A 22,098-nucleotide genomic window follows, 5' to 3' on the forward strand; every position below is an offset into this window, starting at 1 on the left:
CTGGAGTTAGAGCGCGGCGATCTTCTGCCGTTGCTCGGCCAGCTTGGCCAGGGCCTGTTCGGCCTCGGCGAGCTTGGCGCGTTCCTTCTCGATCACGTCGGCCGGGGCCTTGGCGACGAAGCCTTCGTTGGACAGCTTGCCGCCGACGCGCTTGACCTCGCCTTCCAGGCGCTGGATCTCCTTGTCCAGGCGCCCCAGTTCGGCGCTCTTGTCGATCAGGCCGGCCATCGGCACCAATACTTCCATGTCGCCGACCAGGGCGGTGGCGGACATCGGCGCTTCCTCGCCGGCTTCCAGCACGCGGATGCTTTCCAGCTTGGCCAGTTTCATCAGCAGCGGCTCGTTGTCGGCCAGGCGGCGGTGGTCGCTGGGCGAGGCGTTCCTGAGGATGATGTCGATGCGCTTGGCCATGGAGATGTTCATCTCGCCGCGGATCTGCCGCACGCCGAGCATCAGCGCCTTGACCCACTCGATGTCGCCTTCGGCGGCGGCGTCGATCCTGCCTTCGTCGGCCACCGGCCAGGGTTGCAGCATCAGGGTCGGACCTTCCTTGCCGGCCTGGCCCTTGATGCGCTGCCAGATTTCCTCGGTGATGAACGGCATGAACGGGTGCGCCAGGCGCAGGGCCGTCTCCAGCACGCGGATCAGGGTGCGACGAGTGCCGCGCTGGCGCTCGATGGGGGCGTTCTCGTCCCACAGCACCGGCTTGACCAGCTCCAGGTACCAGGCGCAGTACTCGTCCCAGATGAACTCATAGAGGGCCTGGGCGGCCAGGTCGAAGCGGAAGGCGTCGAGCTGGCGGGTGACTTCCTGCTCGGTGCGCTGCAACTGGGAGATGATCCAGCGGTCGACCGAGGACAGCTCGACCGGCTCGCCGTTGACCCCGGTGTCCTGGCCATCGGTGTTCTCGATGACGAAGTTGGCGGCGTTCCAGATCTTGTTGCAGAAGTTGCGGAAGCCTTCGACGCGGCCCATGTCGAACTTGATATCGCGGCCGGTGGAGGCCAGCGAGCAGAAGGTGAAGCGCAGGGCGTCGGTGCCGTAGCTGGCGATGCCTTCGGGGAATTCGGCGCGGGTCTGCTTGGCGATCTTCTCCGCCAGCTTCGGCTGCATCATGCCGCTGGTGCGCTTTTGCAGCAGGGTATCGAGGTCGATGCCGTCGACGATGTCCAGCGGGTCGAGTACGTTGCCCTTGGACTTGGACATCTTCTGGCCCTGGCCGTCGCGCACCAGGCCGTGGACATAGACGGTCTTGAACGGGATCTGCGGGGTGCCGTCGGGGTTCTTCACCAGGTGCATGGTGAGCATGATCATCCGCGCGACCCAGAAGAAGATGATGTCGAAGCCGGTGACCAGTACGTCGGTGGGGTGGAAGGTCTTGAGGAACTCGGTCTGCTGCGGCCAGCCGAGGGTGGAGAAGGTCCACAGGCCGGAGCTGAACCAGGTGTCGAGAACGTCTTCGTCCTGGCGCAACTCGACCTCGTTGCCGAGCTTGTGCTTGGTGCGCACCTCGACCTCGTCGCGGCCGACGTAGACGTTGCCGGCCTCGTCGTACCAGGCCGGGATGCGGTGGCCCCACCAGAGCTGGCGGCTGATGCACCAGTCCTGGATGTCGCGCATCCAGGAGAAGTACATGTTCTCGTACTGCTTGGGCACGAACTGGATACGGCCGTCTTCCACGGCGGCGATGGCGTCTTCGGCCAGCGGCTTGGTGCTGACGTACCACTGGTCGGTCAGCCAGGGCTCGATGACGGTGCCGGAGCGGTCGCCCTTCGGTACTTTCAGCGCGTGGTCGTCGACCTTCTCGAGCAAGCCCATGGCCTCGAACTCGGCGACGATGGCCTTGCGCGCGGCGAAGCGGTCCATGCCGGCGTAGCTCTGCGGCAGGCTGGGGTCGAGGTTCGGGTTGACGCTGCCGTCGAGGTGGAACACCTGGGCCTGGGCCAGCACCGCGGCGTTCTTGTCGAAGATGTTGATCAGCGGCAGGTCGTGGCGCTTGCCCACTTCGTAGTCGTTGAAGTCGTGGGCCGGGGTGATCTTCACGCAGCCGGTGCCGAATTCGCGGTCGACGTACTCGTCGGCGATGATCGGGATGTGCCGGCCGACGATCGGCAGTTCGGCGAACTGGCCGATCAGCTTGGCGTAGCGCTCGTCTTCCGGGTGCACCGCGACCGCGGCGTCGCCTAGCAGGGTTTCCGGACGGGTGGTGGCGACCACCAGGTAATCCAGGCCTTCGCTGGTCTTCGCGCCGTTCACCAGCGGGTAGCGCAGGTGCCAGAGGTGGCCCTTCTCGTCGTGGTTTTCCACTTCCAGGTCGGAAATCGCGGTGTGCAGCTTGGTGTCCCAGTTCACCAGGCGTTTGCCGCGGTAGATCAGGCCGTCTTCATGCAGGCGCACGAAGGCTTCCTTGACCGCTTCGGAGAGGCCGTCGTCCATGGTGAAGCGCTCGCGCGACCAGTCCACCGAGGAGCCCAGGCGACGAATCTGCCGGGTGATGTTGCCGCCGGACTGTTCCTTCCATTCCCAGACTTTCTCCAGGAACTTCTCCCGGCCGAGGTCGTGGCGGCTCACGCCCTGGGCGCCGAGCTGGCGCTCGACCACCATCTGGGTGGCGATGCCGGCGTGATCGGTGCCCGGCTGCCACAGGGTGTTGCGGCCCTGCATGCGGCGGTAGCGGATCAGCGCGTCCATGATCGCGTTGTTGAAGCCATGGCCCATGTGCAGGCTGCCGGTCACGTTCGGCGGCGGGATCATGATGGTGTAGGGCTGGCCTTCGCCGCTCGGAGCGAAGTAGTCGTTGGACTCCCAGGTCTCGTACCAGGAAGTCTCGATGGCGTGCGGCTGGTAAGTCTTGTCCATGCGAAAGGGGACCAAAGCTGAATATGGCTGGGGAAAATGCGAAGAAAGTCCGGGAGTATAGCGGGGATGGCAGCCCGGGGGTAAGGCCGCGNCGTCCGGATCAGCCGTTGCGTTGGCCGAGCAGGCGACCCAGGCGGGCTTGCAGGCGGCGGCGCAGTTCGGCTTCGATCTGCGGGGCGAAGTCGTCGATGACTTCCTGCAGGATCAGTTCGGCGGACGCTCGCAACTCGTCGTCCAGGCGCTCCTGTTCGGCGGGCGCCAGCCCTGCCGTGGTGGCTGCCGCGGTCTGCGGCTCTGGCGCGCGCGGGGCGGTACCGGGGGAGACGACGTCGGAGAGCAGGGGAATGTTGTCCGGCTCGAAGGATTCGGTCAGCAAGGGCGGCTCGTTCCGTTCGTAGAGCAGGTCGTGGATCGACTCCAGGTCATCGAGCAACTGCTCCGGGGGTTGTGTCGGTTTGTGGCTGTCCATGGTCGTGCACTTCAGATACGCGGCAGGCGATGGTCCTGTAGAGGATAGCCCTGCTCCCGGTAGAAGCGGAATTTATCCCGTGCCGCCTGGCGGATCGCCGGCTCCTCGACCACCAGTTCGGCCACCCGCGAAAAGTTCGGGACGAAGCCGGGGGCCTCGAGGGTCAGGTTGATCAGCAGGTCGCGATGGTTCCCCGGGGGCTCGCCCAGGCCCAGGGCGACGGGCGCCTCGGCGTCTTCCTCGGCCAGGCTGTGAGGAATGAAGGCCTCGCCGCGGAAGCTCCACAGGCGGCCGTCCAACTCGCTGCGCTGCGCCTCGTCGGCGCAATGCAGGTAGACCTGCATGCCCTGCCGCCAGGCCTTCTCGGCCAGGCGGCAGGCGACCTGCAGGCGCGCCGACGGATCGGCGCTGGGGATCACGTAGAAATCGACCCGGGTCACTTGGCCCGTTCCAGCAGGTACTGGGTCAACAACGGAACCGGGCGGCCGGTGGCGCCTTTGTCCTTGCCGCCGCTGATCCAGGCGGTGCCGGCGATGTCCAGGTGCGCCCAGTGGTATTTCTTGGCGAAGCGCGAGAGGAAGCAGCCGGCGGTGATGGTGCCGGCCTTCGGCCCGCCGATGTTGGCGATGTCGGCGAACGGGCTGTCCAGCTGTTCCTGGTATTCGTCGAACAGCGGCAATTGCCAGGCGCGGTCGTCGGCGAACTCGCCGGCCTTGAGCAGTTGCCTGACCAGCGCTTCGTTGTTGCCCATAAGGCCCGAGGTGTTGCTGCCCAGGGCGACGATGCAGGCGCCGGTGAGGGTGGCGATGTCGATCACCGACTGAGGCTTGAAGCGCTCGGCGTAGGTCAGTGCATCGCACAGCACCAGGCGCCCTTCGGCGTCGGTGTTGAGGATCTCGACGGTCTGCCCGCTCATGGTGGTGACGATGTCGCCCGGACGGGTGGCTCCGCCGCTGGGCATGTTCTCGGCGCAGGCGAGCAGGCCGACCAGGTTGATCGGCAACTGCAGTTCGAGCACCGCGCGGAAGGTGCCGAAGACGCTGGCGGCGCCGCACATGTCGAACTTCATCTCGTCCATGCCCAGGCCCGGCTTGAGGCTGATGCCGCCGGTGTCGAAGGTGATGCCCTTGCCGACCAGCACGTGCGGGGCCTGGTCCTTCTTCGCGCCGTTGTATTGCAGGACGATCAGCCGCGGCGGCTGGTCGCTGCCCTGGGCGACGGCGAGGAACGAGCCCATGCCCAGCTCGCGCAGTTTCTTCTCGTCGAGGACCTCGACCTTCAGGCCTTTGAACTCCTTGGCCAGGCCCTTGGCCTGCTCGCCGAGGAACGTCGGATGGCAGACGTTCGGCGGCAGGTTGCCGAGATCGCGGGTCAGGGCCATGCCATTGGCGATGGCCTGAGCTTCCTTGCTGCCTTGCTCGACGGCGGCGCTGTCGGCCTTGTCGGCGAGCAGGGTCAGCTTCTTCAGTTTCAGCGGCTCGGCTTTCTGGCTCTTGTAGCGATCGAACACGTACAGGCCATCGGCCAGGGTTTCCACCAGCAGACGCGCCTTCGCGTGGGCATCGCGGCCTTTCACCGCGAGATCGCCGAGGGCCAGCACGGCATCGGCGCCGGCCAGGCCCTTGAGGGTCGACAGCACGGCGGAGGCCAGCTTGCGGTACTGGCGGTCGCCCAGTTCGCGCTCCTTGCCGGCGCCGACCAGCAGCACGCGCTCGGCCTTGAGATTGGGCAGGCTCTGCAGGAGCAGGGTCTGGCCGACCTTGCCGGCCAGGTCGCCACGCTTGAGCACTGCGCTGATGGCGCCGCCGGTGGCGTCGTCGACCGCCTTGGCGCTGGCGCCGAGCTTGCGGCCTTCGCCTACGGCGAGCACCAGGGTGGCGGTTTTCAGGGTTTCCGGGCGTACGCTTTTAACAAGGAATTCCATGGAAGAGGTCCCCAATACAGACAGTCGGGATGGCGCAAGGGGCGGCATCCGTTAGCGGTAAGCGATTGTTCCGAGCACGATTCGTCCCGAGGACTGACGGTCGCCGCCGGGGCGGTGACGCAGGCAGCGACAGCTTAGTCGTTGCGGCGGGGGTCGTTCCATGCCGAGGATGGCAACCGAGGTTCTACAGCGCCGGAGCCGGGTTGGCGGTGCCTCCCGGCCGTTGCCGCACATGGTCGCACAACTGCGGCGTGTCTGGCACGACTGTGTACGCATGGGAACCCGCGGCCATGCCGCGTCCCTATAATGAACGTTTCGTTCCGCAGGAGTCGCACCGTGCCCGCCAGCAAACCAGTCGCGGATCCCGCCCGGAGTACCGACCCACGCGATTACCAGCGAGTCGGCCGGCCGCTCGGGGTCATGGCCAAGACCTTCCCGGCGGGGTTCGTGGTCGCCGAGCACCGGCACGAGCGGGCGCAGTTGATCCATGCCCTGTCGGGCGTGATCGAACTGCATGTCGGTCGCACGCTATGGCTGGTCCCGCCGCAGCGCGCGGTATGGATGCCGGCGGGGATGGCGCACGCGATGCTGGCGCGCGGCGAGGTCCGCTTGCACACTGTCTATGTCCGGCCGCAGTCCTGCCCGCCGGAATTCCCCCGGGTGCCGCGCGGAGTGATGGTCAGCCCATTGTTGCGCGAGTTGATCGTGCGCGCCGCCGGCCTGCCGTTGTTGTACGACGAGCGCGGCCGGGAGGGGCGGTTGATGGCGGTGCTGCTGGACGAACTGGAGTGGTCGCGGGAACAGCCCCTGGCCTTGCCCGACCCCGCAGACCGACGCCTGGGAAGAATCTGCCAGGCGCTGCTGGAGAACCCGGCCGACCCTCGCGGGCTGGAGGAGTGGGCGCGCTGCGTGGGGGCGTCCTCGCGGACCCTGGCACGGCTGTTTCTCTCCGAACTGGGAGTGACCTTCGTCCATTGGCGCCACCAGGTGCGCCTGGCCGCCGCCCTGCCACGCCTGGCGGCTGGCGAAGCGGTGGCGCGGATCGCCGTGGATCTCGGCTACCAGACGCCCAGCGCATTCAGTGCCATGTTCCGACGCCTGACCGGGAGCACGCCGAGCCGCTACTTCGCCTTGTCCGATTCGGCGTAGCCTTCGTCCGTTGGCGGACGGCGCCGACGCGGCAGGATTCCTATGCTGGGCCCGTTTCCAGACGACCGCCCCGGGAGGCAAGCATGCAACGACTGAACGTGGAATTCCGCTCCGAGGGTGTCGCCCTGCGCGGCTGGCTGTATTTGCCGGAAGCGCGTGCCGAGCGGCCGGCGATCGTCATGACGCACGGTTTTTCCGGGGTGAAGGAGCAGTACCTGGACCGTTACGCCGAGGTATTCGCCGCCGCCGGCTTCGTCGTGCTCCTCTACGATCATCCGAACTTCGGCGACAGCGACGGCGAGCCGCGCCAGGAAATCGATCCGGTGATGCAGCGTCGCGGCTATCGCGACGCGATCACCTGGTTGGGCGCCCAGGCACGGGTCGACGCGAGGCGCATCGGCATCTGGGGAACCAGCTACAGCGGCGGACATGTGCTGGAAGTGGCCGCACTGGATCGGCGGGTGAAATGCGTGGTGGCGCAGGTGCCGACCGTCAGCGGCCATGCCTCGGCGTTGCGCCGGACCCGCGCCGAGCAGTTGCCGGCATTGCTGGCAAGCTTCGACGCGGACCGCCAGCGGCGCTTCGAGGGCTTGCCGCCGGCGCTGTTGCCGGCGGTCGCCGCGAGCCCCGACGAGCCTTGCGCGATGGCCGGCGCGGACGCCCACCGGTTCTTCACCGACAGCGCGGCGCTGGCACCGAACTGGTGCAACCGGGTGACCCTGCGTAGCGCCGAGCTGGCGCGAGAGAACGAGCCGGGCATTCACATTGGGCGGATCAGCCCCACGCCGCTGCTGATGATCGTTGCCGACCGGGACCTGCTTACGCCCACGGACCTTTGCCTGGAGGCCTACCAGCGGGCGTTGCCGCCCAAGCGGCTGCTGATGCTCGCCGGCGGCCATTTCACGCCGTACATCGAGCATTTCGACGCCACCAGCCAGGCTGCGGCAGACTGGTTCGTCCGTCATCTCGGAGAGGGCGGCGAGCAGCTAGCGACAGTCGTCGAATAAATCGGCAAGCGCTGAACGAGCGTTCGCCTCGACGGTCTATCGGGCTCTTGGTTCGGCCTGCGCAGTGACAGGCCCGCCGAATCGCAGGATAATGCCGGCTATTTTCTCCGCGCCATGCCGCCATGGCCGGAAACGCGTGATGACGGGGCCGACGGGCCCCGTCAGAGCCTGGCAACCCAGGAGTGTCCGGATTGATCGTTTTCCGTTATTTGTCCCGTGAAGTGCTGGTCACCATGAGCGCCGTCAGCGCCGTGCTGCTGGTGATCATCATGAGTGGCCGTTTCATCAAGTACCTGGCGCAAGCGGCGCAGGGGTTGCTCGACCCCGGTTCGCTGTTCCTGATCATGGCGTTCCGGATTCCCGGCTTCCTGCAGCTGATCCTGCCGCTTGGCCTGTTCCTCGGCATCCTCCTGGCCTACGGGCGGCTCTACCTGGAAAGCGAGATGACCGTGCTCTCGGCGACCGGCATGAGCCAGAAGCGCCTGCTCGGCTACACCATGGCGCCGGCGCTGCTGGTGGCGATCCTGGTGGCCTGGCTGAGCCTGTTCCTGGCGCCCCAGGGCATCAACCAGTTCGCCCTGCTGTTGAACAAGCAGGACACCCTGACCGAGTTCGACACCCTGGTCCCGGGCCGTTTCCAGGCAATGCGCGACGGTACCCGGGTGACCTATACCGAGGAACTGTCGAAGGATCGCGGCGAACTGGCCGGCATCTTCATCTCGCAGAAGGACCTCAACAGCAGCAACCAGGAACGCGGCATCTCCATCCTGGTGGCGGAGAAGGGCACCCAGAACATCCAGGCGGATGGCAGCCGTTACCTGATCCTGCACAATGGCTACCGCTACGACGGTAATCCCGGGCAGGCCAACTACCGGGCGATCCAGTACGACACCTATGGCGTGATGCTGCCCAAGCCCGAGGCCAGCAGCGAGGTGAGCGAGCGCGACGCGGTGCCCACCGCCGACCTGTTCGGCAGCGACAACCCACGCTACCAGGCCGAATTGCAGTGGCGCCTGTCGACCCCGCTGCTGGTGTTCGTGGTGACCCTGTTGGCGGTGCCGCTGTCGCGGGTCAACCCACGCCAGGGGCGCTTCCTCAAGCTGCTGCCGGCGATCCTCCTTTATATGGGCTACCTGGCCCTGCTGATCGCTGTCCGTGGCCAGTTGGACAAAGGCAAGATCCCCATGGCCATCGGCCTGTGGTGGGTCCACGGACTATTCCTGGCGATCGGTCTTCTTCTGTTCTATTGGGAACCCTTGCGCCTGAAGCTGGCGTCCTCCCGTGCCGGTCGCGAGGTGGCGCATGGTTAAGCTCGATCGTTACATCGGTGTCACCGTCTTCGTCGCGATCCTCGCGGTGCTCGGGGTGATCCTCGGCCTGGCGCTGCTGTTCGCCTTCATCGACGAACTCAACGACATCAGCGCCAGCTACGGCATTGGCGATGCCCTGCGCTTCATCTTCCTCACCGCGCCACGGCGCGCCTACGACATGCTGCCGATGGCGGCGCTGATCGGCTGCCTGGTCGGCCTCGGCACCCTGGCCAGCAACAGCGAACTGACCATCATGCGCGCGGCCGGGGTATCCCTGTCGCGGATCGTCTGGGCGGTGATGAAACCGATGCTGGTGCTGATGCTGGCCGGCATCCTGGTTGGCGAGTACGTCGCGCCCTGGACCGAGAACATCGCCCAGAGCGGCCGCGCCCTGGCCCAGGGCGGCGGCGATTCGCAAAGCTCCAAGCGCGGTCTGTGGCATCGCCAGGGGCGCGAGTACATCCACATCAACGCGGTGCAGCCCAATGGCGTGCTGTACGGCGTGACCCGCTACCGCTTCGACGAGCAGCGTGGCCTGGAATCGGCCAGTTTCGCCAAGCGCGCGCGCTTCGAGACCGATCACTGGCAACTGGAAGAGGTCACCACCACCTTGCTGCATCCGAGGGAAAAGCGTTCCGAGGTGGTCAAGCTGCCGACCGAACGCTGGGATGCCCAGCTCAGCCCGCAACTGCTGAACACTGTGGTGATGGAGCCCGAGGCGCTGTCTATCAGCGGTCTCTGGCAGTACATCCACTATCTCGCCGACCAGGGCCTGAACAACAACCGCTACTGGCTGGCGTTCTGGACCAAGGTCCTGCAACCGCTGGTGACCGCCGCGCTGGTGCTGATGGCGATTTCCTTCATCTTCGGTCCGTTGCGCTCGGTGACCCTGGGCCAGCGGATCTTCACCGGCGTGCTGGTGGGCTTCGTCTTCCGCATCGCCCAGGACCTGCTCGGACCCTCCAGCCTGGTGTTCGACTTCCCGCCGCTGCTGGCGGTGGTGATCCCCGCCTCGATCTGCGCACTGGCGGGTGTCTGGCTGCTACGCCGGGCGGGCTGACAGGCCCGGCAGGCCGGGTATGAAAAAAGGCCACCCACGGGTGGCCTTTGTGCTTCCTTGTCGCGTCGGGCTGTAGCCTGGCCGCCGGCGCGACAAAGGCCAAAACAGCGCGTTCTGCGGACCTGTTTCGCTCACTTCTTGTGAGTGTTCTTCGGCAGCCTGACCACCTGGCTCTCCGAATAGCGGTCGTGCCACGTACGCTTGTCCTTGTCCCAGAGCATCCAGAGGAAGCCGAGGCCGAGGCACAGCCAGGAGGCGATGGCGATCATGAAGCGCAGCAGCGCCTGGAGCAGGCTGATGGCGCTGCCGTCGCGGTTCTGCACGCGCAGTCCCCAGACCTGCATGCCCAGGGTCTGGCCGTTGTGGGTCCAGAATTTGGCGAAGAAGCCGAACAGGGCGAACACCAGCAAGGTCGAGAGCAGCGGGTCGCCGATCAGCGCGCCGCGGTCGGCCAGTTCGCGCAGATGGTCGCTGCCGTAGATTAGTCGAAGGATGCCTTGCTGGTAGACCAGGGTGACCACCATCATCAGCGCCACGCAGAGCAGGAAGTCATAGAACATCGCCGCCAGGCGGCGGATCAGACCGGCAGGGGCATAGTCGCCCTGGGGAGAAAGCATGTGTTTCGGCATCGGCGTGTTCCGTGCGGGGCAAAGCCGGGGATTATACGTCCATCCGCAGCTTGCGCCGCCCACCCGGGCAACGCTTTTCCCCGGCTGTTCTAGTCTTTGCGCAGACCCCAATCATTACGAGTCTTTTCTATGCCGATTCCGGTGAAGCGAGCCAGGAGAAAGGCGCTCCGGCTGTCGTTGTCCGTGCTGGTCGGGGTGATGCCGATCGTCCTGGGGCTGCTCATCCTCTACTGGCAGGCCGAGCGAAGCCTCCAGGAGACGTCCGAGCAGGCAGCCGGGAATGCGGTGCGGCAGTTCGAACGGATGCTCGACAACGCTGCGTTGGCGGCGCGCAAGGTCATGCCGGTGGCGGGGCGTCCTTGTCCCGAGGCCGAGCTGGCGCTGCGCGAGCAAGTGGCGATCATGCCGTTCGTGCGCTCGGTCAATTTGACGCGCGACAATACGATCTATTGCACGTCGTTGTTCGGCGGCTTCGACGAGCCGGTGCGGATCGAGAACTATGTCGACGGACGCCTCCTGCTGATGCCCGGCAACCAGGTCACGCCGGACGCCGCGCTGCTGGTCCTGCGGGACTTCGACGGCAAGCGCGGGGTATTGGCGGCGATCGACGGGCGCTACTTGAGCTACGTGCTGGACCTCGTTGACCGACGCAGCCGCCAGGTGCTGGTGGTCGGTCCCAATTGGCTGGATGCCGAGGGCCACACTCACCGCGACGCGCCGCCCACCTATGAGGTCGCCGCCGTATCGCTCGCTTCGCAGCGTTATCCGTTGCGGGTGCTGTCGGGCTTCCCCGAGGGCGAGGAATGGCGATCGATCCGCTCGCAGAACCCGGCGATGTTCGGCCTGCTACTGTTCTTCGGACTGCTGGCCGGCACTCTGTGCTACTGGCTATCCAGGCGGGTCGCCTCGCCCAGCAGCGAACTGCGCCGGGCCCTGGAGGCCAACGAGTTCATTCCCTACTACCAGCCGCTGAGTCCCGGCCAGGGTGGACGCTGGATAGGCGTCGAGGTGCTCATGCGCTGGCGTCATCCGCGCGAGGGACTGATCCGGCCCGACCTGTTCATACCTTTCGCCGAGCGCTCGGGACTGATCGTACCGATGACGCGCGCGCTGATGCGCCAGGTCGCGGAAGACCTCGGCGGGCATGCCGGGAAGCTGGAGCCGGGCTTCCACATCGGTTTCAACATCAGCGCCACCCATTGCCACGATCTGGCCTTGGTGGACGACTGTCGCGAGCTGTTGGCGGCGTTTCCGCCCGGGCACATCACCCTGGTCCTGGAACTGACCGAGCGCGAGCTGATCGAGTCGAGCGAAGTCACCGACCGCCTGTTCGACGAATTGCATGCCCTGGGAGTGAAGATCGCCATCGACGATTTCGGCACCGGACATTCCAGCCTGGCCTACCTGCGCAAGTTCCAGGTGGACTGCCTGAAGATCGACCAGAGCTTCGTCGCCCGCATCGGCATCGATACCCTTTCCGGGCATATTCTCGACAGCATCGTCGAGCTGTCCGCCAAGCTCGACCTGGATATCGTCGCCGAAGGCGTGGAGACTCCCGAGCAGCGTGACTACCTGGCCGCCCGCGGGGTGGATTACCTGCAGGGCTACCTGATCGGCCGGCCGATGCCGCTGGAGAGTTTGCTTTCCAGCCTGACTGTGCAGGAGGGGCAGGACGCTTCCGTCGTCGCACTTCCGGCAGATCGAGGCTAGCGGCTACAAGTCCATCGGCGAGGGGCAGCCACTCAGCTTCTTCGTTACGGATGGGACAAAAGGCCCGCAGGTCGAGCAGGTGCAAGCCCTGCATCGCCTCTGGCACGACAAAATGCCTCGCATCCGCGGGGCTATTTTTTTGCTTCGGCTGTGGTAGATTTTTTTCGCCGAGCTGGGAAGACAGCAGTTCGGGTAAAGGCAGCGTCTCGACTCCAGCGCTGCCTTTTTTTATTTGCAGGCCGGATCAGATCGCAGACAACAAAAAACCGGCGCGAAGGCCGGTTTCTCTGCTGTCCTGTGCTCCCCCTGGAAACGCTTGGGAAGTTAGGATGGTGCTCGGGAGGGACTTAAATTAGATGTAAATCTATTTTTTATTTTGCAATACCCCCATGTCGAAAGTTGCTCGATAGCCAGGCTCACTTTGCTGGAGTGGTTACGACTCCTACAGATTGAACCGCGCCTGCATACTTACAGAAACCATGTGTTTGATCTAGAGTCTTCGTTGGGTCAGATGCCGGTCAGGAATGCGAGCTACGCTCGGCAGTGCGCAGTTGGCTGAATCGCCCCGGATTCTCTAGACACATTGCAAGCTCATTGCATGACGCTTTTCAAACTCTAGCGGTGACAGCTGATTGTTGAAACCATGTCGGCGTTTTGAGTTGTAGAACATTTCGATGTAATCGAACACATCGCTACGAGCATCTTCCCGCGTGGTGTAAATTTTCCGCTTGATCCGTTCTCGTTTCAGAAGCTGGAAAAAGCTCTCGGCCACGGCGTTGTCATGACAGTTGCCTCGACGACTCATGCTGGCAGCCAAATTGTTTGCCTTCAAAAAGCTGCGCCAATCGGAGCTGCTGTACTGGCTGCCCTGGTCGGAATGAACCATCACCTCTTGCTTCGGTTTACGCCTCCAAACCGCCATCAACAACGCATTAATAGCCAAATCACTGGTCATCTGCGCCTTCATTGACCAGCCAACGACCTGACGAGAAAAAAGATCCAACACCACCGCCAAATACAACCAGCCTTCATACGTACGAATGTAGGTGATGTCGGTTACCCAAACCTTGTTGGGTTCCACTACATCGAATTGGCGCTTCAGCAAATTGGGCGAGGCGACCGCTGGCTTACCGCCGTACTTTCCAGGGCGGCGTCGATAACCTGTCTGAGAGCGCAGTCCTTCAAGACGCATCAGCCTTGCCACACGATGGCGCCCGCAAACTTCACCGACCTCGCGCAGATCGTCATGGATTTTGCGATAGCCATAAACGGTGCCGCTCTCCAGCCAAGAATGCTTGATCAAACCCAGCAGTCGCTGGTCGTCTTTAGCGCGTGCCGATTGCGGCTCAGACAACCAGGCGTAATAACCGCTGGGATGGACCTTCAGCGTCAGGCAAAGCCGTCGAATGGAATAGTTGCCGGCTCGCTGCTTGATAAAGGCGTACCTCAACCGCACTCCTTGGCAAAGTACGCGGCGGCCTTTTTTAAGATATCTCGCTCTTCAGTGACGCGCTTTAGTTCGGCTCGCAGACGACGCAGTTCAGCGTGCTGATCATCGTCCTGCTGCCGTTCTTCTTGAGGTTTGCTGTAGCGCTTTATCCAGGCATAGAGGCTATGCGTCGACACGCCGAGACGGGCCGCTACATCAGCGACAGGCAGCTTCTTTTTGGTCACTTGATTGACTGCTTAGATTTTGAATTCTTCGGGGTAATGCGGGTTGCTCATGGCACCTCCTAATTGGCCTCAGTTTAAGGCAAAGAGGTGTCTACGAAACCCGGGGCGATTCAGAGAGCCCTCAAGCGAAGGCTAAAACCCTATCCACTACTAATCCCAGTGCGCTAAGCAAAGAGTACGGAAGCCAAAAAAGGGGAGTTCAAGGATGGTTAAGTAAGTGCCGCTCGGATAGAGTCACTAAAACTCAGAAAGCAAAAAAGCTTATATAGAGAGTTCAAGTCAAAGGCGCAAAGAGAACCTCCCTTGCTCTAGCAAACGAAATGCTATTAATAGTCGATTCGATATATTAAAATGAAAATATCCCTGTGAAAATTAACGGCTTCCCCAGTCCTTGAAAAAAGCGAAAATCAAGGAAAGGTATAAAAATTCTCGACGGCCAAAAAGAAAAATGACACCCATACAAAAAGAGGCATATATGCAAAAGCCAGAGCCAGGTCAGGCAGAGCGAGCTCCATGCGAAACTCTTCAAGAGAAGCATGAAACCAAGGAAGAGCCAAGCATCTTCCAGTCCCTCGGCATACCTCTAATTCTCAGCGAACCGTTGACCCTCGAGCAGTTGGATGCCAACAGAGCATATCTACTCGCTGATTCTCAGGGGCGTATTCTCGCTGCCAAAAATGGAAAGACAGAGTCCAGTGATTGGAATTGGGCGCAGATGGTGGATAAGGAGGAACATGGAAACTGGATATTCGGCGTTACTTTCAGTTCTCCTCCGACCCAAGAAAGCCCGTCGACAATTTTACTAGGCTGGCCATACAATCATGTCTGGCTTCATTCAAATGGTACCTTGCCCGCCAGTTGGCAGTGGGCATTCTGGGGCGGTGAAAAATACTCGAACTCCTCAACCCCAGACCTCAGGTTCTATCTAGCGAGCGATAATTCTCTTACAACGAGCGACGGAACAATGGCTCTGTGCGAAGACGATGGAGACGTCTATATAGGGAGTAAAACAAGTTACACACCTATAAGATTCACGATCCATACTTTCTTCCTTGCCAACCCTGCCATCTTTGCACTAGGCCAGGCTACCTGGCCAGACATAAGCTTTTCGCAGGTGAACGTGCAGCTAGCGAATTATGAATGCGAGCTCGTGGATGAGAATAAAATAAATTCAATATATAAAAATTTCCGCTCATCGACATCTGTTTCGTATAAAAATGATATTTTTGAGTGTGATGACTTTAGCTTTGCCTTCAAAGCCTATGCATCATTGCAGGCATACAAAGACAGTCAGACCTTGAAACTCCAGCGCGCCTATGCAGTCGGCATACTTTTCGGTGCATCCAAGACGGGAGGGGATGGTCATGCAGTCAACTTTTTCGTCAACTACTCTGGAGAGTTGAAGATTATAGAGCCGCAAAATGGAAAAATTTCGGATGCGGCTAGATGGGATTACACTCCGACGTTCATGATTATCTAGTCCGCAACATAGAGACCCTTTAAATCATCTAGCAGCTAGCGATAAATTACTTTCAACCTCCTGCCCAACATATAGAGTAATCGCTGCATTCCAAGCGTTCAAGCCATTTGAAGATGAGGAGTCAGATTATGGAAAGCTTTCACAAGTTGCAGGTAAATTATTCACTCAAGCAGGTGGCTCTCGTCAAGAAACATAAAAAGACTCTCAGCACCTTGAGCATCAGCCTGCTACTTAGTGTAATTGTCTCCCAAGCACTGGCGTTGCCATTGACAGAGAATAAAAAATCCGCCAAGGACAGTACTCAGTTCTGGCTGTGCGGTGCGGGTTACATAACCGATTACGCGGTTGGCGAACCTTACGCCTCGAATACCATAACCACGAAAATTAAGCTGGATACTGAGGGGTTCGACCAGCCCACAGGGAACTCCTTCGACTCTTGGATAGATGGCACCGATGCAGGAAAAGTAATAACGATCGCTACGTATCCGGGAAACTGGCCCGAGGCTTGGCAAGCGCAGGCTCGACTACTTTCCACCATTCAGAACGCGATTGAAATGAGGAATCCCGTAAGGATCTACACAACAGGGGGCCCCGCGTGCTCCGGCCCTGGCGGTGATCAGGCGTTTTCCATTCGCGTCTGTTCCGACCAGGCGGTTTGCGGTGGTAAAGATGCCCCACCCCATTCAGGGAAAGAGTAACGGACCAGTCTTTGGGGCAATGTCCGGATACCTGGGTGCGAAGCGCTTCACGCCATGCGTACGAAGAGCAGCGATGGCGTGCGACGCTCCGAAATCACCGTTCGGACAGTGTGACCCTGCCGTTTCTCGTGTTATGGACAATGGATATCGGCATGACGTCGATGCTTCATTCCCATCGAGGCCCCCTCTTGCGAGCGCCTCACTTCACAGGCAGATCCTTGGCCCACAGGCGCACTGCCTTGATCCCTTCCATATGAAACGCTTGGATATCCGCTACAGCAACACCGACTAGCGGCCAGCAGCGGCCGAGGTCACTGGCGAACTGGTAATCATGAAGTGGGAGCTTGACGCCCTCGGCGGATTGTTCGACGGGATTTAACCTGTGTGTCGGACGGCTCTTTTTCTGGTTACGCCATGTTTACGCCGCCAGAAACGAAAAAGCCCGCAAAATCAAATATTTGCGGGCTTTTTTGGTGCCTCGGGAGAGACTCGAACTCTCACTCTGTCGCCAGAAACGGATTTTGAATCCGCCGCGTCTACCGATTCCGCCACCGAGGCAATGGCGGCGCAGTATAGGGAGGCGCCTACCGTTGGTCAATCGGGTTCGTGGCGGGGAAAACACATTTCCGGTAAGCTACGCGGCCTTTCGAGAGTCTCCCCATGCGTGTCGCCGATTTTCATTTCGACTTGCCCGAGGCCCTGATCGCCCGTCATCCCCTGCCTGAACGCCGCGCAAGCCGCCTGTTGGCGCTGGATGGCCCGACGGGAACCCTCGCCCACAGACAATTCGCCGATCTCCTGGACTACCTGCGTCCGGGCGACCTGATGGTGTTCAACAATACCCGGGTGATCCCGGCGCGCCTGTTCGGCCAGAAGGAATCCGGCGGCAAGCTGGAAGTCCTGGTCGAGCGCGTGCTCGACCAGCACCGGGTGCTTGCCCACATACGCGCCAGCAAGGCGCCCAAGCCCGGTACGCGGATCCTCGTCGAAGGCGGTGGCAGCGCGGAGATGCTGCAACGCCACGACGCCCTGTTCGAACTCGCGTTCGCCGAGCCTGTGCTGCCTTTGCTGGAGCGGGTCGGGCACATGCCGTTGCCTCCCTATATCGACCGACCGGACGATGCGGCCGACCGCGAGCGCTACCAGACCGTCTACGCCCAGCGCGCCGGTGCGGTGGCGGCCCCGACCGCCGGCCTGCACTTCGACGAGGCGCTGCTCGAGGCGATCCGCGCGAAGGGGGTGGATACCGCCTTCGTTACCCTGCATGTCGGCGCCGGTACCTTCCAGCCGGTGCGTGTCGAGCGTATCGAGGACCATGTGATGCACCGCGAATGGCTGGAGGTCGGCCAGGACGTGGTGGGCGCGGTTTCCGTCTGCCGGGCCCGCGGCGGCCGGGTAGTCGCCGTCGGCACCACCAGCGTGCGCTCGCTGGAAAGCGCGGCACGCGACGGTGAGATGAAGCCCTTCAGCGGCGACACCGACATCTTCATCTACCCGGGCCGGCCGTTCCATGTGGTCGATGCCCTGGTCACCAACTTCCACCTGCCCGAATCCACCCTGCTGATGCTGGTCTCGGCCTTCGCCGGCTACCCGGAGACCATGGCCGCCTACGCCGCGGCGGTGGCGCAGGGCTATCGCTTCTTCAGTTACGGTGATGCCATGTTCATCACCCGCAATCCCGCGCCCCGCGGACCCGAGGACTGATCCATGAGCTTCATGAACTTCGAGCTGCTGGCGACCGACGGCAAGGCCCGTCGCGGCCGCCTGACCTTCCCCCGCGGCGTGGTCGAGACCCCGGCCTTCATGCCGGTGGGCACCTACGGCACGGTGAAGGGCATGTTGCCGCGCGACATCGAGGACATCGGCGCGCAGATCATCCTCGGCAACACCTTCCATCTCTGGTTGCGCCCGGGCACCGAGGTGATCCAGCGCCACGGCGACCTGCACGACTTCATGCAGTGGAAAGGCCCGATCCTCACCGATTCCGGCGGTTTCCAGGTGTTCAGCCTGGGAGCCATGCGCAAGATCAAGGAGGAGGGCGTGACCTTCGCCTCGCCGGTGGACGGCGCCAAGGTCTTCATGGGTCCGGAGGAGTCCATGGCGGTGCAACGCGCCCTGGGCTCGGACATCGTGATGATCTTCGACGAATGCACGCCGTACCCGGCCGACCATGACGTCGCCAAGCGCTCCATGGAGCTGTCGCTGCGCTGGGCCAAGCGCTCGAAGATCGCCCATGGCGATAGCCCGTCGGCGCTGTTCGGCATCGTCCAGGGCGGTATGCACGAGGACCTGCGCCTGCGCTCGCTGGATGGCTTGCAGGAGATCGGCTTCGACGGCCTGGCCATCGGTGGTTTGTCGGTGGGCGAGCCGAAGGAAGAGATGATCCGCGTGCTCGATTTCCTGCCGCCGCAGATGCCGGCCGACAAGCCGCGCTACCTGATGGGCGTGGGCAAGCCGGAAGACCTGGTGGAAGGCGTGCGCCGCGGCGTGGACATGTTCGACTGCGTGATGCCGACGCGCAATGCGCGCAACGGCCACCTGTTCGTCGACAGCGGGGTGATCAAGATCCGCAACTCGGTACACAAGCACGACGACTCCACGCTCGACCCGACCTGCGACTGTTACACCTGCAAACATTTTTCCCGCGCCTATCTGCACCACTTGGACAAGTGCGGGGAAATGCTCGGTAGCATGCTCAATACCATCCACAACTTGCGGCATTATCAGCGGGTTATGGCTGGTTTGCGCGAGGCAATCCAACAGGGTACATTGGCCGCCTTTGTCGATGCCTTCTATGCCAAGCGCGGCCTTCCCACGCCGCCGCTGGATGCCTGACTTTCCTTTATCCAACTCTATTGCTTTGTGACAGGAGTGCTACATGAGCTTTCTAATTCCCGCTGCCTACGCCGACGCAGCCGCTCCGGCAGCCGCTGGCCCGGCCGGCACCGGTTTCGAGTGGGTCTTCCTGGTTGGTTTCCTGGTCATCTTCTACCTGATGATCTGGCGTCCCCAGGCCAAGCGCGCCAAGGAACACAAGAACCTGCTGGGCAACCTGCAAAAAGGTGACGAAGTCGTCACTTCCGGCGGTATCGCCGGCAAGGTGACCAAGGTCGCCGACGATTTCGTCGTCGTCGAGGTTTCCGACAACGTCGAGCTGAAGTTCCAGAAGGCCGCGATTGCCGCGACCCTGCCGAAAGGCACCCTGAAAGCGATCTGATTTTCACCTAAACACATGACGGGGCGCGCAAGGCGCCCCGCGTCATAACGGGCGGTGTCATGCTCAACAAGTATCCTCTGTGGAAATATCTGCTGATCCTGGCGGTCCTCGCCGTCGGGTTCATCTATTCCGCACCCAACCTCTACCCGGACGACCCGGCGGTGCAGATCAGCGGCGCCAGCACGGCGCTGCAGGTCACCCAGGCCGATGTCGACCGCGCTGCCAAGGCGCTGACCGACGCCGGTATCGCGGTGAAGGCCGACAGCCTGTCGAAGAAGGGCGGCCTGATCCGCCTGGTCAAGCAGGACGACCAGCTTCCCGCCAAGGAAGTGGTGCGCCGGACCCTGGGCGACGACTACGTGGTGGCGCTGAACCTGGCCCAGACCACTCCCGAGTGGCTGCGCAAGCTGGGCGGCAGCCCGATGAAGCTCGGCCTGGATCTGTCCGGCGGTGTGCACTTCCTGCTGGAAGTGGACATGGACAAGGCGGTCGATGCCCGCCTGAAGGTCTATGAAAGCGAAGTGAAGAGCCTGCTGCGCAAGGAGCGCGTGCGCTACCGCAGCCTGCCGATCCAGGATCGCGCGATCCAGCTCGGTTTCACCGACAGCGAATCCCTGGACAAGGCGCGCAGCCTGATCGCCAAGGACTTCCGCGATTTCGAGGTCGTGCCCGAAGAGCGCAACGGCCTGCAGGTCCTGCGCGTCGCCCTGACCCAGGCCAAACTGGCGGAAATCCGCGAATACTCCATCAAGCAGAACCTCACCACCGTCCGCAACCGGGTCAACGAGCTGGGCGTATCCGAGCCGCTGGTTCAGCGCCAGGGCGCCAATCGCATCGTGGTCGAGCTGCCGGGCGTGCAGGACACCGCGGAAGCCAAGCGGATCCTCGGCAAGACCGCCAACCTAGAATTCCGCCTGGCCGCCGAGCCGGACGCCCTGAAGTCCGCCACCGAGACCTTCGAGTTCCGCGAGCCGCGCCGGCCGCCGGTGCCGCTGGAGCGCGGGGTGATCATCACCGGCGACCAGGTCACCGACGCCAGCGCCAGTTTCGACGAGAACGGCCGCCCGCAGGTGAACATCCGCCTGGATGGCCATGGCGGCGAGCTGATGAACCGCGCCACCCGCAACAACGTCGGCCGCAGCATGGCGGTGGTGTTCATCGAGCAGAAGCCGGTGACCCGCTACACCAAGCAGATGGTCGATGGCGTCGAGAAGGAGGTCGCGGTTCCGGCGTTCAAGGAAGAGAAGCAGATCATCAGCCTGGCGACCATCCAGTCGCCGCTGGGCAACCAGTTCCGTATCACCGGCCTCGATGGCCCCGGCGAGTCCTCCGAGCTGGCCCTGCTGCTGCGTGCCGGCGGCCTGGCTGCGCCGATGTACTTCGCCGAAGAACGCACCATCGGCCCGAGCCTGGGGGCGGACAACATCGCCAAGGGTATCGATGCGTCGCTCTGGGGCATGCTCTTCGTATCGCTGTTCATCATCGTCATCTACCGTTTCTTCGGCGTGATCGCCACCGTTGCGCTGGCCTTCAACATGGTCATGCTGGTGGCGCTGATGTCGATCCTCGGCGCGACCCTGACCCTGCCGGGCATCGCCGGTATCGTGCTGACCATGGGCATGGCGGTGGACGCCAACGTGCTGATCTTCTCGCGGATACGCGAGGAACTGGCCAATGGCATGTCGGTCCAGAGGGCGATCCACGAAGGCTTCAACCGTGCCTTCACCGCGATCCTCGACGCCAACCTGACCTCGCTGCTGGTCGGCGGCATCCTCTACGCCATGGGCACCGGCCCGGTGAAAGGATTTGCCGTGACCATGTCGCTCGGCATCATCACCTCGATGTTCACGGCCATCATGGTCACCCGCGCAATGGTCAACCTGATCTTCGGCGGGCGTGACTTCAAGAAGCTGTGGATCTAAGGGGACTGAGATGAATATCAAGATCGGTACCATCAACTTCATGGGCATCCGCAACGTCGCGTTTGCCGTCACCCTGATCCTGACCGTCATCGCCCTGGGCAGCTGGTTCACCAAGGGCATCAACTTCGGCCTCGACTTCACCGGCGGTACGCTGATCGAGCTGACCTACGAACAACCGGCCGATCTCGGCAAGGTGCGTGGTCAACTGGTCGGCGCCGGCTACGAGGACGCCGTGGTGCAGAGCTTCGGCGACGCCCGCGACGTGCTGGTGCGGATGCCCAGCGAGGACCCGGAACTGGGCAAGAAGGTCGCTACCGCCTTGCAGCAGGCCGATGCCGGCAACCCGGCGAACCTGAAGCGGGTCGAGTACGTCGGCCCGCAGGTGGGTGAAGAACTGCGCGACCAGGGCGGCCTCGGCATGCTCCTGGCGCTGGGCGGCATCCTGCTGTACGTCGGCTTCCGCTTCCAGTGGAAGTTCGCCCTCGGTGCGATCCTCTCGCTGGTGCACGATGCGATCATCGTGATGGGCGTGCTGTCGTTCTTCCAGGTGACCTTCGACCTGACCGTCCTCGCCGCTGTGCTGGCGGTGGTCGGTTACTCGCTGAACGACACCATCGTGATCTTCGACCGGGTGCGCGAGAACTTCCGCGTGCTGCGCAAGGCCGATCTGGTCGAGAACCTGAACATCTCCACCAGCCAGACCCTGTTGCGTACTATCGCCACCTCGGTTTCCACGCTGCTGGCTATCGCCGCGCTGCTGTTCTTCGGCGGCGACAACCTGTTCGGTTTCTCCATCGCCCTGTTCGTCGGTGTAATGGCGGGTACCTACTCGTCGATCTACATCGCCAACGTGGTATTGATCTGGCTGAACCTGACCAGCGAGGACCTGATCCCGCCGCAGGCCAAGGACACCGTCGACGATCGCCCCTGAGGCGCTCTGGTTCGGCACTCCGGCGCCTGCCGGTCACTCGAGGACTCCCGCTTTTGGCG

18 protein-coding genes and 1 tRNA gene are annotated in these 22,098 nt (G+C 62.6%); 12 read left to right on the top strand and 7 right to left on the bottom strand.

Going from position 1 to position 22,098, the window contains the following annotated elements; all coding sequences use genetic code 11:
- Positions 1-6 precede the first annotated feature (6 nt).
- The 4 genes from ACTJJX_RS08295 to ACTJJX_RS08310 form a co-directional block, all read right to left on the bottom strand.
- A complete protein-coding gene (locus ACTJJX_RS08295; RefSeq protein WP_003092872.1) occupies positions 7-2,859 on the bottom strand; it encodes a valine--tRNA ligase in 2,853 nt (950 codons plus the stop codon).
- A gap of 100 nt (positions 2,860-2,959) precedes the next feature.
- A complete protein-coding gene (locus ACTJJX_RS08300) occupies positions 2,960-3,328 on the bottom strand; it encodes a hypothetical protein (protein ID WP_003100590.1) in 369 nt (122 codons plus the stop codon).
- An 11-nt stretch (positions 3,329-3,339) separates the two neighbouring features.
- On the bottom strand, positions 3,340-3,768 hold the full coding sequence (gene holC / locus ACTJJX_RS08305) for a DNA polymerase III subunit chi (RefSeq protein ID WP_003100593.1): 429 nt from the start codon (positions 3,766-3,768) through the stop codon (positions 3,340-3,342).
- A complete protein-coding gene (locus tag ACTJJX_RS08310) occupies positions 3,765-5,252 on the bottom strand; it encodes a leucyl aminopeptidase (RefSeq protein ID WP_014602536.1) in 1,488 nt (495 codons plus the stop codon). Before ACTJJX_RS08310 ends, holC begins: the two co-directional genes overlap by 4 nt.
- Before the next feature lie 336 nt (positions 5,253-5,588).
- Between ACTJJX_RS08310 and ACTJJX_RS08315 the strand changes: the two genes are divergently transcribed.
- The 4 genes from ACTJJX_RS08315 to lptG all read left to right on the top strand — a co-directional run bounded on the left by ACTJJX_RS08315 (position 5,589) and on the right by lptG (position 9,778).
- Complete coding sequence (locus ACTJJX_RS08315) at positions 5,589-6,401, top strand: AraC family transcriptional regulator (RefSeq protein WP_003119285.1); 813 nt, start codon at positions 5,589-5,591, stop codon at positions 6,399-6,401.
- An 83-nt stretch (positions 6,402-6,484) separates the two neighbouring features.
- Positions 6,485-7,408, top strand: a complete 924-nt coding sequence (locus ACTJJX_RS08320; protein ID WP_016852499.1) for an alpha/beta hydrolase — start codon at positions 6,485-6,487, stop codon at positions 7,406-7,408.
- Between the two features lie 191 nt (positions 7,409-7,599).
- A complete protein-coding gene (lptF, locus tag ACTJJX_RS08325) occupies positions 7,600-8,718 on the top strand; it encodes an LPS export ABC transporter permease LptF (protein ID WP_003092864.1) in 1,119 nt (372 codons plus the stop codon).
- A complete protein-coding gene (gene lptG, locus ACTJJX_RS08330; RefSeq protein ID WP_003092863.1) occupies positions 8,711-9,778 on the top strand; it encodes an LPS export ABC transporter permease LptG in 1,068 nt (355 codons plus the stop codon). The genes lptF and lptG overlap by 8 nt, the downstream gene beginning before the upstream one ends.
- A gap of 131 nt (positions 9,779-9,909) precedes the next feature.
- Here the strand turns inward: lptG and ACTJJX_RS08335 are convergent, their stop codons facing one another.
- A complete protein-coding gene (locus ACTJJX_RS08335) occupies positions 9,910-10,407 on the bottom strand; it encodes an RDD family protein (protein WP_003100603.1) in 498 nt (165 codons plus the stop codon).
- Positions 10,408-10,536: 129 nt separating this feature from the next.
- Between ACTJJX_RS08335 and ACTJJX_RS08340 the strand changes: the two genes are divergently transcribed.
- Positions 10,537-12,117 (top strand): EAL domain-containing protein, encoded by a 1,581-nt coding sequence (locus ACTJJX_RS08340; protein ID WP_016852500.1) that lies wholly within the window; start codon positions 10,537-10,539, stop codon positions 12,115-12,117.
- 574 nt (positions 12,118-12,691) lie between these two features.
- Here the strand turns inward: ACTJJX_RS08340 and ACTJJX_RS08345 are convergent.
- A protein-coding gene (locus tag ACTJJX_RS08345) for an IS3 family transposase (protein ID WP_223656237.1) occupies positions 12,692-13,791 on the bottom strand; the annotation gives its coding sequence in 2 pieces (ribosomal slippage) (positions 12,692-13,608 and positions 13,608-13,791; 1,101 coding nt in all).
- Between the two features lie 475 nt (positions 13,792-14,266).
- Between ACTJJX_RS08345 and ACTJJX_RS08350 the strand changes: the two genes are divergently transcribed.
- Positions 14,267-15,271, top strand: coding sequence for a lectin MOA-related protein (locus ACTJJX_RS08350; protein ID WP_023082206.1), 1,005 nt, complete (start codon positions 14,267-14,269; stop codon positions 15,269-15,271).
- A 128-nt stretch (positions 15,272-15,399) separates the two neighbouring features.
- A complete protein-coding gene (locus tag ACTJJX_RS08355) occupies positions 15,400-15,969 on the top strand; it encodes a hypothetical protein (RefSeq protein WP_320535437.1) in 570 nt (189 codons plus the stop codon).
- A gap of 471 nt (positions 15,970-16,440) precedes the next feature.
- Here the strand turns inward: ACTJJX_RS08355 and ACTJJX_RS08360 are convergent.
- Positions 16,441-16,527 (bottom strand) — tRNA-Leu (locus ACTJJX_RS08360).
- Between the two features lie 102 nt (positions 16,528-16,629).
- On the opposite strand from ACTJJX_RS08360, the gene queA reads away from it, so the two are divergent.
- From queA to secF, 5 genes are read left to right on the top strand one after another with little or no spacing between them, the layout of a single operon-like run.
- Positions 16,630-17,673 (top strand): tRNA preQ1(34) S-adenosylmethionine ribosyltransferase-isomerase QueA, encoded by a 1,044-nt coding sequence (queA, locus tag ACTJJX_RS08365; protein WP_016852502.1) that lies wholly within the window; start codon positions 16,630-16,632, stop codon positions 17,671-17,673.
- Positions 17,674-17,685: 12 nt separating this feature from the next.
- Complete coding sequence (gene tgt, locus ACTJJX_RS08370) at positions 17,686-18,804, top strand: tRNA guanosine(34) transglycosylase Tgt (protein ID WP_003100607.1); 1,119 nt, start codon at positions 17,686-17,688, stop codon at positions 18,802-18,804.
- A gap of 43 nt (positions 18,805-18,847) precedes the next feature.
- Entirely contained in the window at positions 18,848-19,186 is a 339-nt protein-coding gene (yajC, locus tag ACTJJX_RS08375; RefSeq protein ID WP_003092856.1) for a preprotein translocase subunit YajC, read from the top strand.
- 59 nt (positions 19,187-19,245) lie between these two features.
- Entirely contained in the window at positions 19,246-21,108 is a 1,863-nt protein-coding gene (gene secD, locus ACTJJX_RS08380; RefSeq protein WP_003100609.1) for a protein translocase subunit SecD, read from the top strand.
- 10 nt (positions 21,109-21,118) lie between these two features.
- On the top strand, positions 21,119-22,039 hold the full coding sequence (secF, locus tag ACTJJX_RS08385; RefSeq protein ID WP_003100612.1) for a protein translocase subunit SecF: 921 nt from the start codon (positions 21,119-21,121) through the stop codon (positions 22,037-22,039).
- The last annotated feature ends 59 nt before the right edge of the window (positions 22,040-22,098 follow it).

The organism is Pseudomonas sp. 22490 (assembly GCF_052044465.1).
Classification (GTDB): domain Bacteria; phylum Pseudomonadota; class Gammaproteobacteria; order Pseudomonadales; family Pseudomonadaceae; genus Pseudomonas; species Pseudomonas aeruginosa.